Origin of the sequence: Geomicrobium sp. JCM 19039 (genome assembly GCF_000698145.1) — a bacterium.
GTDB lineage: Bacteria > Bacillota > Bacilli > Bacillales > Marinococcaceae > Geomicrobium_A.
On the sequence record NZ_BAXB01000033.1, the window covers coordinates 1 to 15,128 of the forward strand.

Annotated in this window: 19 protein-coding genes, 1 tRNA gene and 1 riboswitch; of the genes, 13 read left to right on the top strand and 7 right to left on the bottom strand. The window is 42.9% G+C overall.

Features of this window, described 5'->3' with window-relative positions:
• The first annotated feature begins 254 nt into the window (after positions 1–254).
• From JCM19039_RS24040 to JCM19039_RS19525, 4 genes are all read left to right on the top strand, one after another.
• Entirely contained in the window at positions 255–626 is a 372-nt protein-coding gene (locus JCM19039_RS24040) for a hypothetical protein (protein ID WP_152550290.1), read from the top strand.
• Between the two features lie 48 nt (positions 627–674).
• The gene (locus JCM19039_RS19515; RefSeq protein WP_052398975.1) at positions 675–1,814 is read left to right on the top strand and encodes an MBL fold metallo-hydrolase; all 1,140 of its coding nucleotides are present in this window, start codon (positions 675–677) and stop codon (positions 1,812–1,814) included.
• 9 nt (positions 1,815–1,823) lie between these two features.
• Positions 1,824–2,084 (top strand): DUF3006 domain-containing protein, encoded by a 261-nt coding sequence (locus tag JCM19039_RS19520; RefSeq protein WP_042430442.1) that lies wholly within the window; start codon positions 1,824–1,826, stop codon positions 2,082–2,084.
• Positions 2,085–2,161: 77 nt separating this feature from the next.
• A complete protein-coding gene (locus JCM19039_RS19525; RefSeq protein ID WP_042430445.1) occupies positions 2,162–3,028 on the top strand; it encodes a zinc-binding alcohol dehydrogenase in 867 nt (288 codons plus the stop codon).
• A gap of 96 nt (positions 3,029–3,124) precedes the next feature.
• Here the strand turns inward: JCM19039_RS19525 and JCM19039_RS22665 are convergent, their stop codons facing one another.
• Both JCM19039_RS22665 and JCM19039_RS19535 read right to left on the bottom strand, forming a co-directional pair.
• Complete coding sequence (locus JCM19039_RS22665) at positions 3,125–4,159, bottom strand: hypothetical protein (RefSeq protein ID WP_052398976.1); 1,035 nt, start codon at positions 4,157–4,159, stop codon at positions 3,125–3,127.
• Between the two features lie 310 nt (positions 4,160–4,469).
• Positions 4,470–4,545: transfer RNA gene (locus JCM19039_RS19535), tRNA-Val, on the bottom strand.
• 141 nt (positions 4,546–4,686) lie between these two features.
• Between JCM19039_RS19535 and JCM19039_RS27575 the strand changes: the two genes are divergently transcribed.
• The 4 genes from JCM19039_RS27575 to JCM19039_RS19550 all read left to right on the top strand — a co-directional run bounded on the left by JCM19039_RS27575 (position 4,687) and on the right by JCM19039_RS19550 (position 6,889).
• Positions 4,687–4,977, top strand: coding sequence for a hypothetical protein (locus JCM19039_RS27575; RefSeq protein WP_307190311.1), 291 nt, complete (start codon positions 4,687–4,689; stop codon positions 4,975–4,977).
• 41 nt (positions 4,978–5,018) lie between these two features.
• On the top strand, positions 5,019–5,828 hold the full coding sequence (locus JCM19039_RS19540) for an amidohydrolase family protein (protein ID WP_307190312.1): 810 nt from the start codon (positions 5,019–5,021) through the stop codon (positions 5,826–5,828).
• A gap of 101 nt (positions 5,829–5,929) precedes the next feature.
• Complete coding sequence (locus tag JCM19039_RS22670) at positions 5,930–6,553, top strand: superoxide dismutase family protein (RefSeq protein WP_052398977.1); 624 nt, start codon at positions 5,930–5,932, stop codon at positions 6,551–6,553.
• A 90-nt stretch (positions 6,554–6,643) separates the two neighbouring features.
• Positions 6,644–6,889 (top strand): hypothetical protein, encoded by a 246-nt coding sequence (locus JCM19039_RS19550; RefSeq protein ID WP_042430447.1) that lies wholly within the window; start codon positions 6,644–6,646, stop codon positions 6,887–6,889.
• Positions 6,890–6,931: 42 nt separating this feature from the next.
• Here JCM19039_RS19550 and JCM19039_RS23430 read toward each other — a convergent pair whose 3' ends face one another.
• From JCM19039_RS23430 to JCM19039_RS19565, 4 genes are all read right to left on the bottom strand, one after another.
• Positions 6,932–7,102: a CsbD family protein gene (locus tag JCM19039_RS23430; RefSeq protein ID WP_081829423.1), complete on the bottom strand. Its 171-nt coding sequence runs from the start codon at positions 7,100–7,102 to the stop codon at positions 6,932–6,934.
• Between the two features lie 73 nt (positions 7,103–7,175).
• On the bottom strand, positions 7,176–7,493 hold the full coding sequence (locus JCM19039_RS19555) for a metal-sensing transcriptional repressor (RefSeq protein WP_042403542.1): 318 nt from the start codon (positions 7,491–7,493) through the stop codon (positions 7,176–7,178).
• Between the two features lie 109 nt (positions 7,494–7,602).
• Positions 7,603–8,727 carry an ABC transporter permease gene (locus tag JCM19039_RS22675; RefSeq protein ID WP_052398978.1) on the bottom strand — a complete coding sequence of 375 codons (1,125 nt, stop codon included), beginning with the start codon at positions 8,725–8,727 and terminating at the stop codon, positions 7,603–7,605.
• Positions 8,727–9,638: an ABC transporter ATP-binding protein gene (locus tag JCM19039_RS19565; protein WP_042430449.1), complete on the bottom strand. Its 912-nt coding sequence runs from the start codon at positions 9,636–9,638 to the stop codon at positions 8,727–8,729. Before JCM19039_RS19565 ends, JCM19039_RS22675 begins: the two co-directional genes overlap by 1 nt.
• Positions 9,639–10,051: 413 nt before the next feature.
• Between JCM19039_RS19565 and copZ the strand changes: the two genes are divergently transcribed.
• Together copZ and JCM19039_RS19575 are read left to right on the top strand one after the other, a co-directional pair.
• Positions 10,052–10,255: a copper chaperone CopZ gene (gene copZ / locus JCM19039_RS19570; protein ID WP_042430452.1), complete on the top strand. Its 204-nt coding sequence runs from the start codon at positions 10,052–10,054 to the stop codon at positions 10,253–10,255.
• Positions 10,256–10,427: 172 nt separating this feature from the next.
• Positions 10,428–10,949, top strand: a complete 522-nt coding sequence (locus JCM19039_RS19575; RefSeq protein WP_042430458.1) for a cyclase family protein — start codon at positions 10,428–10,430, stop codon at positions 10,947–10,949.
• Here the strand turns inward: JCM19039_RS19575 and uvsE are convergent.
• Positions 10,939–11,898 (bottom strand): UV DNA damage repair endonuclease UvsE, encoded by a 960-nt coding sequence (gene uvsE / locus JCM19039_RS19580; RefSeq protein WP_042430461.1) that lies wholly within the window; start codon positions 11,896–11,898, stop codon positions 10,939–10,941. The genes JCM19039_RS19575 and uvsE overlap by 11 nt on opposite strands.
• 126 nt (positions 11,899–12,024) lie before the next feature.
• A riboswitch (FMN riboswitch) is annotated at positions 12,025–12,170 on the top strand.
• Between the two features lie 191 nt (positions 12,171–12,361).
• Between uvsE and JCM19039_RS19585 the strand changes: the two genes are divergently transcribed.
• The 3 genes from JCM19039_RS19585 to JCM19039_RS19595 all read left to right on the top strand — a co-directional run bounded on the left by JCM19039_RS19585 (position 12,362) and on the right by JCM19039_RS19595 (position 15,116).
• The gene (locus JCM19039_RS19585; RefSeq protein WP_042430464.1) at positions 12,362–12,967 is read left to right on the top strand and encodes an ECF transporter S component; all 606 of its coding nucleotides are present in this window, start codon (positions 12,362–12,364) and stop codon (positions 12,965–12,967) included.
• A 107-nt stretch (positions 12,968–13,074) separates the two neighbouring features.
• On the top strand, positions 13,075–13,746 hold the full coding sequence (locus tag JCM19039_RS19590; RefSeq protein ID WP_042430468.1) for a response regulator transcription factor: 672 nt from the start codon (positions 13,075–13,077) through the stop codon (positions 13,744–13,746).
• On the top strand, positions 13,746–15,116 hold the full coding sequence (locus tag JCM19039_RS19595; protein ID WP_052398979.1) for a cell wall metabolism sensor histidine kinase WalK: 1,371 nt from the start codon (positions 13,746–13,748) through the stop codon (positions 15,114–15,116). The genes JCM19039_RS19590 and JCM19039_RS19595 overlap by 1 nt, the downstream gene beginning before the upstream one ends.
• The last annotated feature ends 12 nt before the right edge of the window (positions 15,117–15,128 follow it).

Genomic DNA, 15,128 nt, shown 5'->3' on the forward strand with positions numbered 1-15,128 from the left:
CATTATTGTGACACTTGAGCAAGAAAATCATGATTTTAAACGTGAATGTGCACGGTTTGAGAGCTGAATGGTCACATAAGTAACAGGCCATAACATTCCTGGCGCCAGGTAGTGACCACCGGTCACGCCTTTATGCCCTTTGGCAAACATTTTCTGTGGTGCTCGCAACCCTTGCATTAACGACCAACGATCGTCAGCGAAGTTGTCGATTTATTCACATGAACCTCATGAGCTAGTAACCATCGGCACCTCAGGTGCCGAAGAAAAACCATAAAGTCTTTGGTATACCTCGTGCTGATGTGATGTTGGCTTTTGTGACCGAAAAGAGTAATGGAATTTCTTATGCCGAGCGTATAGGAGATAAAAATTTAATGCAGCATAACCACCTCAAGAATCAACGAATTTCTTTAGTGCATCGCATCTTTTCATCGAGTCAGTCGCACAAGACAAACGGTAGCTTGTCGGTTTTTGCACCAGCACTCAATGGTGGTATCATTGATTTTGACAGGCTTTTACTTTCACAAAAAACTGGTGGCATCGCGAATAGTTCAGTGGAATTTCTGATCAAACAATACTTCTGTACGTTGTGCGATTCAGTCATCACTTGCTGTTCTTTTTTCGGATAAATCGCCGTCCAACTCCTTATACTACAAAAAATGATTAGGGGGTTGGATATGAAACGCACGGGATTGTATGCATGCTTTATTATACTTTTCGCACTCATAACCGCTTGTAGTATGAATGGTGAAAACAACGCCATTTCAGAAGAAGAACTAGGAAGAATACAACATTTAGCGAACAACGATCCACAAGATGAGCAAATCAAAGAAGTTGATGAACTGCCAGACCTTTTGGCACATTTTATCGATGCGGGTCAAGGAGATGCGGTACTGTTGGAAACTGAAGAATTCAATATTCTTATTGATGCTGGTCGTCATGATGATACAGCTGTCGTAGATTTTCTACACGACCGAGATATTGAAGAGCTTGATTTGTTTATTGGTTCCGATGTTCATGACGACCATATCGGCCAGCTTCCAGAGATTCTGGAGGAATTTATGGTACACGAAGTATGGATGAACGGAGATGCTGAGACAACTGAAACGTTTGAACGAGCACTTGATGCAATTCAATCGTCTGGTGCGGTTTATCATGAACCAAAAGCAGGAGATAGCACACTGCTAGAAAGAGGGCAGTTAAGTGTGTTGCATCCAGAACAACGAGGAGAGAATAAATATAACAACGCTCTCGTTGTAAAGTTTAATTATGGGGATGTGAGCATGCTTTTTACTGGAGATATAGATGAACACGCAGAGGGTGAGCTTGTATCACGAGAGATGGACCTATCTTCACACATTCTAAAAGTCGCCGATCACGGATCAAATCGTTCAAGCTCAGAAAGCTTTCTCCAAGAAGTGCAGCCGGAAATAGCCATCTACTCAGCAGGTGAGGACAATTCGTTTGGTCATCCCCATGAAGAAGCACTACAGCGCCTCACAGCTACTGGAGCTGATGTGTACGGAACCGACACCGATGGGGTGGTGACAATTTATACAAATGGCCGGGACTACGTCGTGCGTACCGGGGACGGTGCGAAAGGACCCGAATCTCTTTGTGAAGCTGGGCAAGTCGCAGTAAACAATGCAAACGCCAAAGAACTTCAAGAGATCTCTCACATCGGACCGGAGCGTGCCGAGCAAATGATAGCTTTGCGTCCGTTTTCATCATATAATGATCTTATGCAAATTGACGGTATAGGAGAGCAACGACTAGAACAAATCGAATCAGAAAACAGTGTATGCTTTATTGAATAGGAGGCAATGATGCAAACCGTTCAAGCAGTAATCGACCGTATTGAAGACAGCATACATGCTGTGTTACTCGTAGGCGAAGACGAGAAAGAAAGAATTGTGTCTGTAGAAGCGCTTCCTGACGGTGTGAAAGAAGGGGAATGGCTTCAACTTACGATTGATGACGATCAAGTCACACACATTCAGCAAGACCGCGAGGAAACAGAACGAAGAGAGTCCCGAATCAAAAATAAAATGCAACAGCTTCAACAAAAGAAAGGGAACCGTTTCTAACTTGGAGAGCTAAACCAATAGCAAACGAAAAGAAGCAGGCAACAGCCTGCTTCTTTTCTAAAAAATGAGGGTTCGGAATGTTCGCACAAAGTGAATTGCAGTTAATAGATAAACAAACATTCCAATGGAAAACGGAATCGATACAGAAACCTAAACACGATGAAGTGCTCGTCCAAACGTTGGCATCAAGTATTAGCATTGGGGCAGAACTGTCTGCTTACTTTGGTGCTGTGAACGTGTACCCAATACAAACAGGGTATGAAAACGTCGCAGAAGTGGTTCAAATAGGTAACGAGGTTAACACAGTGCAGCCAGGAGATCGAGTTGTTGCCTTCTACGGACACAAGAATATCGAGATTTGTAAGGAGAACCAAGTCATCCTGCTGCCTGATCATGTGAACGAGAGAGCCGCACTCCTCGCCATACTTAGTTGCGATGCAGCAAAAGGGGTCAGAAAATTGGCACCGCGCAGAGAAGATCGTGTCGTTATTTCAGGCATGGGCGTAATCGGGCTTTGGGCGGTTTATTATTTGAAACAATTTTACGGTGTGAGGAACGTCGATGTAATCGAGCCGAACGCAGCTCGAATGCAACTCGCCAAAACATTCGGAGCAAAAGAACATGTCGATGAAGGTTCTCATAAGCTCGACGGTTATTACGATTACGGTCTTGAGTGTTCAGCTTCCAATCGCGCATTTGGTCAATTACAGCGGCTAATGTGCACTAACGGAAGCATTTGTTTGTTGTCTGATGGAAATAGCGACCCATTTGAGTTAACGGATGATTACTTTCGTAAAGAACTTACTCTTTTCCGTTCGAGTGATGGTTGGAATTATCGTGAACACTTTGAGTGGTTTTTCCAACAAGTAAGCGACACACCTTACGTTTATGAACTATTTGAGCAAACCATTGAACAATCTGAGCTGATTGAATGTTTTCACTGACTAGCTGCACAAAAAATTCGCCCCTTAAAAGTTTTCGTGCAGTATCGCTAAAAATAAGGAGACCGCATCAACAATGTTTGCGGTCTCCCTATTTTTTTAATCGATATCAATACGCCACTTTCCGTCAGCAAGAACCTCAAACGCATAAACATCATCATCATTAAACATAAACGTTTGGTTCCCTTCATAATGCCCAATCTCATTAACGAGTAAATTTTGCCCGTTTAATCGTACGACAAAGTTGCTATCACCGCTATGGGTGAAGGAAAGTCGTTTGTTACCGCTACTCATATCCACAAAGACGACGGAGTCTCCGGTTCCTTCAATCGAGTCATCTTCGTTAGTGACTTCTTCTGGAATCGTTTGCGTAACGGAAGCTTCCCAACTGCCATCCGCTTTAACTTCCAAATAAAAATCATCAGTTTGAGGAATAACAGCAAACGTTTCTCCGTCATAATTGCCAATCTCATTCACTAAAAGATCTTGGCCACCATATTCATCTTTTAAATACAAAGCAAAATTGCTTGACCCTTGATGTGTTGCATTGATAACCGCAAATCCAGCATTCAGACTAAATGAATCAGTAGCGGTATCACCACTTCCGCTCAATTCAACAGGGTGAGAGCGAACAAAGGTTTCTTCAAAACGAATTTCACCGAACTCATCAATATGATCGTGACCAATATACTCACCTTCAAAACCGTACTTCTCCGTAATATCTTCAGTTTGAGCAAACGGATAATACCCTAAAACAACATGAACTTCCCCATCCTGAAAGCTAGAAATATCTACTCTAGTAGCGAATTCACCATCTTGTACTTCGATATCTCCTTCAATAAATTCATCCATGTGATCTAAATTTGAAATCGTATATGTAAGAGTAACCCCATCTTCAAAGCTTGTGTCTCCAGATATGTGTATTTCGTCTTCAGTCGAACCAAAGTTTATACTTGCGTCTAACTCAACAGAGTGGACTTCAGACACAGACTCTTCCACCTCGTTAACCTCTTCTTCTTCAGCAGGCTCTTCATCTGCACGAGCGACGTCTTCCGACGAATCGTTAGGTAATAAAACCCCCATCATCACAAAAGATAAAACCATCGCACCAAAAGAACCAACACTTGCAATCATCGTCCTCTTAAAATATTCCCGCTTCGTAAAAAAGAGGATAAAAGAAACCATCAAATAGACCGAAAGAAGCAAATGCCGCAAAAAAAGCGAATAACCCAAACAAAATTGCCATCAAATCCCTCCAAATACTAAAGTAATGATTATATATTACTATAATATCGGAAACAATTATATAATATAGAAGAAATAGGAAAATATATTTTTCGGAAAAAGTATTTGATCTAGCTAGACGTAGATTGCGCAAATGTAGATATAAAAACATCAAAAAGGATCGAACCTAAAGGAACGACCCTGTCGTAATTATATTAAATGGTGTCCCGTACTGGGCTCGAACCAGTGACCTCCACCCTGTCAAGGTGGCGCTCTCCCAACTGAGCTAACGGAACGTATAAGTAATGGCGACAACAATATTATAGGCTGATTTGTTCGTTTTTGTCAATAATATTTTGTTGGTTTTTCCCTATCGAGCATGATCGATGTCCAGATTTATCGTCTTTTGTTACACTGTTTGAAAGGAGTGGTTATAAGTGAAAGCTTTTTATAATGGAACAATTTTTAATGGAGACGGTGAAAAATATGAAGGGCAAGCGCTATTAATTGAAGACGGAAAAGTGAAACAAATTGTAAAGGAAGGGGATATTCCTTCTCAGGCGGAGAAAGTCGATGTTCGCGGCGGGTATATAACCCCTGGATTTATTGATGTGCATACGCATCTAGGTGTAAGTGAAGAGGGGATCGGGCAAGCAGGGCAGATTTCAACGAAACGAGCGACCCGGTCACGCCAGAAGTCCGCGCTCTTGATGGCCTCAATCCTTTAGAGGAAGGGTTTCAAAATGCGATCCGGACGGGTGTAACGACGGTGCAGGTGTTGCCAGGAAGTGCGAATGTGATCGGTGGAGAAATGTGCACAGTGAAAACATCAGGAAGTATTGCTGATCATATGGCGATTGCAGCGCCGTCGGGTATGAAGGCGGCGTTTGGGGAAAACCCGAAACGTGTGTATGGTTCTCGTACGAAAAAGCCGATTACACGTATGGGCATTGCCTCAATCTTTCGTGAAGAAATGTATCGTACGAAAGAGTATATGGAAAAACGAAAAGCCGGGACGACAGATTTTAAGCTTGGTTATGAGCAGTTAGCGAAAGTATTGCGAAAAGAAATTCCATTCCGCATTCATGCGCACCGAGCAGATGACATTGTTACAGTCCTTCGATTAAAGAAGGAGTTTGATTTTGATTTAACGTTAGAACACGGGACGGAAGCCCATTTGATTGCTGATCATGTGGCGATGCACGATGTATCGGTGTCAGTTGGCCCAACGATGTCACCAAAATCAAAAATCGAAACGAGTCAAAAAAGTTGGCACACACTAATGGAGCTTGAGATGAGAGGAGTTAATATTGCGATTACGACGGATCATCCTGTCATTGCCATTGAGCATTTGCTCGTAAGTGCATCAAAAGCAATCACTGCTGGCCTAAGTGAAAAGACGGCCATGAAAGCTGTTACGTCAAATGCGGCTAAACATCTCGGGTTAGAGAATCGAATCGGTCACCTCGCTAGTGGGATGGACGCAGACTTTGCGATCTGGACAGACCACCCGTTCCATTATGCATCCACGCATTTGAGCACATGGATTAATGGAGAAAAAATCGAACCTACTGTGTAAAGTAAACGATCCCTACACCTATTTTTTGGAATGATCTTTCATGTATGAAAGAAGAAACATGTTGGCAAAACTAGCATGTAAATAGAAAAGAGGTGTAGGAATTGAGAAAGTATATGATCGTGGCAATGGTTGCGATTTTAGCTACGGGCTGTGCACAAGATGAGCAAACCCCTAGCGAGGATGAAGTAGAAGAAGTCAATGCCGTTCAACATGAGAATACGCCGTTGAAACCGTCAGCGATGGCAGAAATTATAAATGTAAATCAAGACGTCATTGGCGAGGCGAATTTCTACCAAGATAGTCAAGGGAAGACGGTTGTCCATACGAAAGTCGAAGGGTTAGAGCCTGCAGGATTTCATGGGTTCCATATTCATGAAAAAGGCATTTGTGAAGCGAATGGGGCTGACGGTCCGTTTACGACAGCGGGTGGACATTACTCTCCTGAAGATGTTTCTCATGATCATCATGCGGGAGACATGCCGTCCTTGTATGTGAATGAAGATGGCACTGCACAAGCGACCTTTATGATGGACCGATTTGGTGCAGAAGAGTTAATTGATGCGAATGTGTCTGTGATGATTCATGAAGGTGCCGATAACTTTGCGAACATTCCTGACCGTTATCAATCTTCAGAGTCAGACGCACCGGGCGCGGATGAAGAAACGAAGAAGGCAGGAGACGCTGGAGACCGAATTGGTTGTGGGGTTGTTGTTGTACCAGAGTAAGCAAAAAAGGGTGCCGCTGTATGCGGCATCCTTTTTTTGGATAAAGAAACAAGCTCAAGGGAACGATAATCATAAAACAGGAGGGATTCGATGACGACCCATTATGTATGCCCGGCATGCAAAACGAATAAAACACGTTTTCACATTATTGAACAGTCTCCGCATGCGGTGAAGCTGAATCCACAAACGGGGGATGTAGTAGAAGAATACCAGCAATCAGAATTAGACCCGTTTCACCTGCCTTATAGTGGACCGAGCAATCGCATCCAATGTGGGGCATGTGGGTTAAATGAAGATGAACGTCAATTCATAAGAACTGACCTCTCGGCCACATAGCAAAAAACGCAGATCGGTTTAAGATCTGCGTTTTTTGATTCATTACGTATCTTTTAGTTTGCCCTTTGTTTCTTGAGCTGTCCCTTTAACTTTATCGAATTTCCCTTTTGCTTGTAAATCAGGATCATTCGTTGCTTTACCTGCGGCATCTTCTGCAGAACCTTTAATCTTGTTGCCGAGTCCTTTTAGACGGTCTTTACTTCCTTTTCCCATTTTGAAGTCCTCCTCGTTGAAGGTTACTTCATATATACCACCCGTTGTGCAAATGAAACCGTCTCGCCTGTACTTATTTGGCGTATTGCTGAATGACTTTCATCAGTTCATCGATGGACTCTTGTTCTTTGCCGTTTTGGATGTCGTGTACGACGCACGTTTTCGTATGATGTTCAAGTAACGAGTAGCCGACTTTCTTTAATGCGGCTTGAACAGCTGTAATTTGAACGAGGATGTCGACGCAATATCGATCATCTTCAACCATGTTCTGCAAGCCGCGAATTTGACCTTCTACGCGACGCAGTCGTTTCAACAATCGTTCCTTATCGTCATTTGTGTGTGGAGAAACCGGTTTTTTGTCCGGCTGTTCAATCAGGGTATCCTCCTGCATATTATGAACCCCCTTACATGTATCGTTCACTCTCTCTAGTATAGCCTAGCAATGCCATATACGCTATAGTCATGTTTTCAGGCTTCCCGTCTATTTATTGAGCTATGCGCTAGTTTGCGTGTTTCACGTAACGCCCGTAGCTAAGCCAAGCGATAAATGCGCCAAGTATGCTAAACCCAAGAAGCATTGCAAGTGAGGGCCAAATGTCAACGATCGTAGCCCCACGTGACATCACATCAAGAAATGCTTGGTGCGCCCAATATTGGGGTAACCCGACACTGATGGTTTGAATAAAGGACGGCATAAATTCTAAAGGCATCCATAATCCAGCCACAATTGCGCCACCAAGAGCGATCACTTGTGTGAGTGCGATCCCCATATTCTCTGTACGTACAATAAGGCTAAGGCCAAGACCAAGACCTGTCGCGGTCAGTGCAAGGAGTAAGGAAACAACGGTAATTGCGGGCACATTTCCAAGGTTGATATCGTACACAAAGTAACCGAACAGGAGAAGAATGACGACTTGCAAAAAGACGATTGTGATAAAAGCGATCCACTTTCCACCTAGGTATTGTAGCGGGGCAAGCGGTGTTGCTGCCAGCCGTGAGAGCATACCTGATCGTTGATCTTTAATAAATGAGGTGACCATTGAAATCATAATAAAGAACGTGAACATGACGGCATAACCTGGGATAAGATGAGTAATTGCATCAACCTCTCCACCTGAATCTTGTGCTTCATAAAAAATAGTAAATGGTGGCGTGAAAAATTCAGCGACCATGGCAGCGTTTTCCCACTCTTCTTGTGCCAATGTGTACTGCTCTTCTGCTTGTAATCCGTATCGCAAATTTTCTAACATCGCAATCACTGGTGCAGCCACTTCTTCGCGCACTTGTTCGTAATATAAATGCGTACTCCCATCATTTGAGAAGCCTTCTGGGAGATGAAATAGCACATTCATCTGACCGGATTGGATTTGTTCTACACTGTTTGCGTAGCTTTCTTCTTTTACTAATTCGACATTTTTAAGTGTGGAAATTTCTTGCAAGAGTTCAGCAGACGCTTCGCTTTGATCGGTGTCAACGTAATGCAATGTTAATTCTTGATCTGTTGTGTCCGATCCGAAAATCGATGCGAACACAACGATAAAGGCAATCGGGAGAAGTAATGTCCAAAAAATTAATCCTTTGTCTTTGAGGTTTTTCTTCATTTCAAGTACATACATTGAAAACATTACTGAGCGTCCCCCTCTCGCAATGCAGTCCCAGTTAATTGGAGAAAGATGTCTTCCAATTTTGGCTGCGATACTTCAAGCCGAACAATCGGGATGTGATCTCGCTCAAATTGGTGGGCCATTTTCTCTAAAAGTTGCAATGGCTGTTCTGTAAGCATGCGATACCCGTTTCCTTTTTCCTCTACATGTTCAAATTGCTTCAATATGTCGAATTGCTCAGATTGGAATTCAACATAGACCCCAGATTTGGCATGTTGATTGGCAATCTGGGCAAGAGAACCGTACGCGACCACTTCACCGTGATCGATAAAGGCCACTCGATTGCAAAGCTGTTCGACTTCTTCCATGTAATGACTCGTATAGATGATCGTCTTGCCAAGACGTCTTAAACGATGAATAAGTGAATAGATATTGTAACGAGATTGGGGGTCAATTCCGACCGTTGGTTCATCCATAATGAGAACATCGGGGTCGTGTAAGAGTGCGCAGCCGATGTTAAGTCTACGCTTCATCCCTCCAGAAAACGTAGACACGACATCTTTTCTTTGATTCGTGAGGCTGATTTGTTCGAGAACAGCATCCATTCTTTCACGTCTTTCTTTTCCTTTTAAATGATGGATTCGAGCAAAAAAGGTTAAGTTATCCTCAGCAGTGAGTGTTTCTTCTAAACAAATGTCTTGAGGTACGTATCCAATCATATTTTGACTCGTCTTTTGGAGTGGTTGCTCTTGAATCGTAATGTTCCCCCGGTCATGTTGCAAAATCGACGATAATATTTTGATTAGTGTAGATTTTCCTGCACCATTTGGACCGACAAGACCGAAGCAGTCTCCTTGTTGAATATCGATGTCAATGGCTTGTAAGGCGTTTTTGTTCTTATATGATTTGGAAACCCCTGTTATTTGAATCATCTCTTATCTCCTCCAGCGTGTTGTTTATAGCTATAATGTATACTGAATGAAGACACGCATTTACATGTTTTGCATAAGGCGCACGAGCGGATGACCAACATGTAGGAAAAAGTGTATGAAGAGTTAAAAGCAGCAATAGCGTCGTCACTCAGTACTACTGGGTTGCACGTCAGCGCCGAGACGATGAGAAACAGGGTTGATTCTTAATTAATCTCCGCTACAGAACGCATTGCGTCTTTAAACGTTTGAAATGCTAAGCGAGGAGCATAAATCATTGTAAAACGAAACGTTATTTTCCGACTTCTCTATGTTAAGATCATACTTGAAGAATATGTAATAAAAATTCGAGAATCATCGCTTGAATGACGAGCATTTCATGGAGATGGAGCAGTGAACGAAGGAGGTGGATCGCAATGAATACAACACTAAATGTAACAGGTATGTCTTGTGGGCACTGTGTGAAGGCAATTGAATCAAGTGTTGGGGAAATGAACGGTGTAACGTCTGTCGTTGTACACCTTGACGAAAACAAAGTCGATGTAAATTTTAACGATAGCGAAGTAACATTGGATAAGATCAAAGAAGAAATTGAAGATCAAGGATATGACGTCGTGTAATCTGATGGTTTAAAACTCCCCAAACGTTCGTGTAAACAAACGTTTGGGGTGCTTGATTTTCTGCAGGTTTTGGCCAATTGGATGAATATACTTCATTGAAAGAAAACACGAACAACAAATCAAGAAATCTTTAAAAATCGTTAGGATGACGAGAGGATCCAAAGGAGAAAAAATGAAAATTATTGATTTAACGGCACCGATTGAATCCGGAATGCCGGTCTACCCTGGCGATCCGGAAGTAAACCTAGACGTTGCGACGACAATTGAGCAACAAGGATTCGAAGTCCGTCGTTTAAGTTTAGGATCTCATACCGGTACCCATGTGGATGCGTTCTCACACATGCATGCCGGAAAGCACACGATCGATCAGATCCCTCTTACGACTTTCGTGCACGTTGCGGTTCTCGTGGATGATGTTCATCATCTTCCAGAGCGAACAGGGCTTGTTTTTCGACAAGACGTCGGCATCGAGGACTTTGATGCGATTGTACAAGCCGCACCGCCGTTTGCCGCTGGTGAAATTGATGTTGACTTAGAAAAAGCGCTGTTAGGGCACGGGATTGTCACGTACACAAACCTTGTTAACTTAGGCCGTGTACCGGTCAGAAAGCCGTTTCTTTGGATAGGATTGCCACTACATATTAAAGGCGGAGATGGTTCGCCGGTTCGTGCGGTGGCCGTCTTTAACGAATAACTATTGAGCCTCCTGTAACTTGATTCATGCCACGCTTTTTGGAGAGGCGATCAATGAGAGACAAACAGGCGCGATCTTTAGCTTTAGCTTCAATCATAAAATCCACATTTTCTCGAATGGTTTTCAAACCGTCGAGCAGCGGCTCGAGAAACGTTTCATCGACATAATCCGCATGGCTCCGAAAAGCGGTTTTGCTTTTTGGCGAGGAAATGTGAATTTTAGCAGGTTGAGAAGTGGATTCCCAAGTCGCAAAAACCCGAGGAAGTAGCTCTGTTAGCTCTTCTTCGTCGGTATGGTTTGCCACGTAATGATGATAGTCAAACATCATCGGAATGCTGTGTTGCTCGGCGACAGCGAGTGTTTCCGTCGTCGTATACGTTTTATCGTCATTCTCAAGTGTGAGTTGTTTTAAGATGTGAGCGGGAACCTTGTTTATGTTGTTGTGAAACCGTTCGAGCGCTTTCTCTTTATCACCGTAAGCGCCTCCAACGTGGATGTTAATTCGAATCTCTTCATGTAAATCCATCGCTTTTGCGAGCTCATAATGATAAACCAAATCTTCAACGGCTTTTTCAGTAACGTGATCACGATCACTCGTAAACAGGGTGAACTGATTTGGATGAAAACTCGTTCGTAATTGATGGGTTTTAACAAGAGTGCCAATCTCTTTATATAAATGGGAAAAGGGCGTGATATAGTCCCACCGTGCATCAGGATGTGTGGCAAGTGGAACGAGTGAAGAGGAGAACCGATATAACGGAATTTCATGGGCGATTAAGTAATGGATAATCCGTTTCGTGCGTAATAAATTCATTTCGGTTACGTCATGCAATTTCTTTTTACCTTCTTTCTCGCCAAGCTGGCTATAACGAGAAAACGTAACCGTTTTTGCAGGTGATGCTTCATAAAGGTCAAGGGCATTGGCAACAAAACCAAAGCGGATGTGCATTGTGGGCCTCCCAAGGTAGTGAATAGACGTCTCAAAAAGCATACCCATTGCGCGTAATCTTAAACATCGAGGACAAATGGTTGACGGTTTGCGTATCATCCGATACACTAAGTTACATAATCTAATATAAATCTTCGGGGCAGGGTGAAATTCCCGACCGACGGTAAGTTACGCGCGTTGTAACAAGTCCGTGACCCACTTTATATTTAATAAGTGGTTGATCCGGTGTGATTCCGGAACCGACAGTATAGTCTGGATGGGAGAAGATTGCAGAGAATGTCGTTCCTACTCAATGGGTAGCATGTTTATCATGCGGCCGATTTGTTTAGGTGAACGCTTTGTTAATGATCGCTCAAGCCCCTCACGGTTTACTGTTGAGGGGCTTTTCCAATGAAAAACAACGAACATAACAAAGTGAACCACTCTGTTATCCCTTTTTTACCGGAGAAGGGAGGCAATTATAATGAACAACCAATCATCCAAAACGTTCAGAATGGTAAGTTACGCCATACTTGGTGCACTAGGTACCGCGTTTATGTTTCTAAGCTTTCCGTTGCCGTTTCTAACAGCTACACCGTTTTTAAGCATTGATTTTAGTGAAATTCCTGTGCTGTTAGCGGCCATTCTGTTCTCGCCTGTTGCAGGCATTGCCGTCGCAGGTATTAAAATCGCTCTTTATACACTATTTATGGGGGCGGGCGACCCGATCGGTATGGTGACGAATTTTACCGCAAGCTTGGCATTTGTGTTGCCGATTGCGTATATCTATCGTCGGTACCGGACAACGCGCAGCCTCGTTGTTGGCGTAGGTGTGGGAACATTTTCACTTACCGTTATTCTTAGCATACTCAATTATTTTGTTTTCTTACCCGCTTACGTATGGCTTGTGGAAATGCCATTTACCCCTGAAATTATGATGACAATGGTTCTCGCAGGGATATTGCCATTTAATTTAATGAAAGGCATTCTCGTCGGTGCGGTATTTGTTCCAGTATTTTTGAAACTATACCCACTTCTTCAAAAGCAAAAAATTGGTGCTGGTTTAAAGAAACAACCAGTGAATGAATAGAGATGAACCTTTCGCTTCATTGATTTATAATGAAGCGGAAGGTTTTTTGTGATGTCATCCTCAGTTCATACACGAGGGGTATACTGCAGAGGAAGGGCGGTGAAAGTATGACAACCATTCTTGTCGCTGACGACGATGCGAACATACGAAGACTCATCCGTTTGTACTTAGAAAATGATCAATTTCGTGTAATCGAAGCAGTAGATGGAGAAGAAGCGCTAGAAAAAATGAAGGAACAACCCGTTTCTTTAGCAATAATCGATGTGATGATGCCAAAAGTAAATGGTTGGGAAGTGACGAAATTCATTCGCCAATCTTATACATTGCCCATTCTCATCGTGACAGCAAAAGGCGAGTCAAGTGATAAAATTGAAGGATTTAACGCAGGTACCGATGATTATCTTGTGAAACCGTTTGATCCAGTAGAGCTCGTATTACGTGTCAAAGCATTACTAAACCGCTACGAGTTGTTCACTGCACAAGAAGTTCAAATCGGTCCGTACGTCATTCAAAAGGATAAACTTAAGGTGACGAGTGACAAGACGGAGGTTGCGTTAAAAAGAAAAGAATGCGAACTGCTGTTTCATCTTGCGAAATTCCCAGGCACGATTTTCACTCGAGATCAATTGATACAACTCATATGGGGACATGACTATGAAGGGGATGATCGGACGGTCGATGTGCATATTAAACGATTAAGGGAGAAAATCCGCCCGTTTGAAGGGCTATCGATTCGGACCATTCGAGGGTTGGGATATACGATGGAGGAGTATGGATAATGCTCATCTTTATTTTTCGAAAAAGCTTTCACGCGAGAATCGTCACGATGTTTATCGTCGTGCTGCTCATCAGTCTATGTGCAGCCTATATGTTTACATACGTTTTCTACCCAGAACATCATCGTTCTGAACAATCCCTTTCAACAGTTGAAGATGGCATCAATGCCTTGCTTCTTTCTGAAGAAGCAGCGTCGATCGCCGATTTAGAAGCGAATGCGAGAGAACATCAAGCAACATTGACTGTTTTGGATGAAGAGCAACAATTGCAATACAGAAGTGAAGCTGCACAACCCATTTCAGACGCTTCCATCCACAATTTCTCATCTCTAAGTGAAGGTGAATCTTCTTTTGTTTTTAAAGGGACGGAAGAGTTGTTTGAGATTGCCATCGCACGACCGATCAATGGAGAGTTACATACGCTCGTCTACCAAGTTGATTTGTCAGCAGAATCACAAGCTGTTCGTGATATTATCATTGCTTCATTGCTCGTCGTATTTATCGTAGGTAGCATACTGTTTCTCATCGCTTCCACACCGATCGTCTCGCCGATCAACTTGCTATCAAAAGCAGCAAAGAAAATGGCAACTGGAGATTTTTCGGTTTACATTCAGAAAAAAAGGGAAGATGAAATTGGCGAGCTAGTGGACAATTTCAATTACATGTCCAAAGAGTTGCAAAAAGTGGAGAATATGCGACAAGAGTTCGTGAGCAACGTATCCCACGAGTTTAAGTCACCGATGACGACGATCAATGGGTTCACTCAAGCGATTCGAGACGAGGTTGTGAAAGAAAATGAGCGGGAAGAGTACTTAGCGATTATTCAGTCGAGTACCCAACGTTTATCCCGGCTTAGTGATCACTTGCTGCAACTCGCTTCGTTAGAATCAGAACATCATCCACTGCAAATGACTTCATATGCTTTGGATGAGCAAATTCGTAGGGTTATTTTAGCGACTCGCTTACTTTGGGAAGAGAAGCATATCGATATTCAAGTTGATTTGCCTTCGATTACCATTGAAGCAGACCAAGATTTAATGGAACAAGTATGGATGAACTTGTTTACAAATGCGATTAAATTCTCGCACAGTCACGGCACTATATGGGTGAATGTCATCGTGCTTCCCCAACAGATTAAGTTGGTCGTCGAAGACGAAGGAATCGGAATTTCTGAAGAACACCTTCCTTATGTGTTTGACCGGTTTTATACGGTAGATGAAGCAAGAACGCCTGAAAAGAGTGGCAATGGTCTCGGACTTCCTCTCGTTCAACGAATTGTTGATGCACATGGATTTTCGATCGACGTTCAGAGTAAAATAACCGAAGGGTCGACGTTCACTGTGACGATCATGCCTTCCGTAAGTTATGACTAATTTGTGACAACA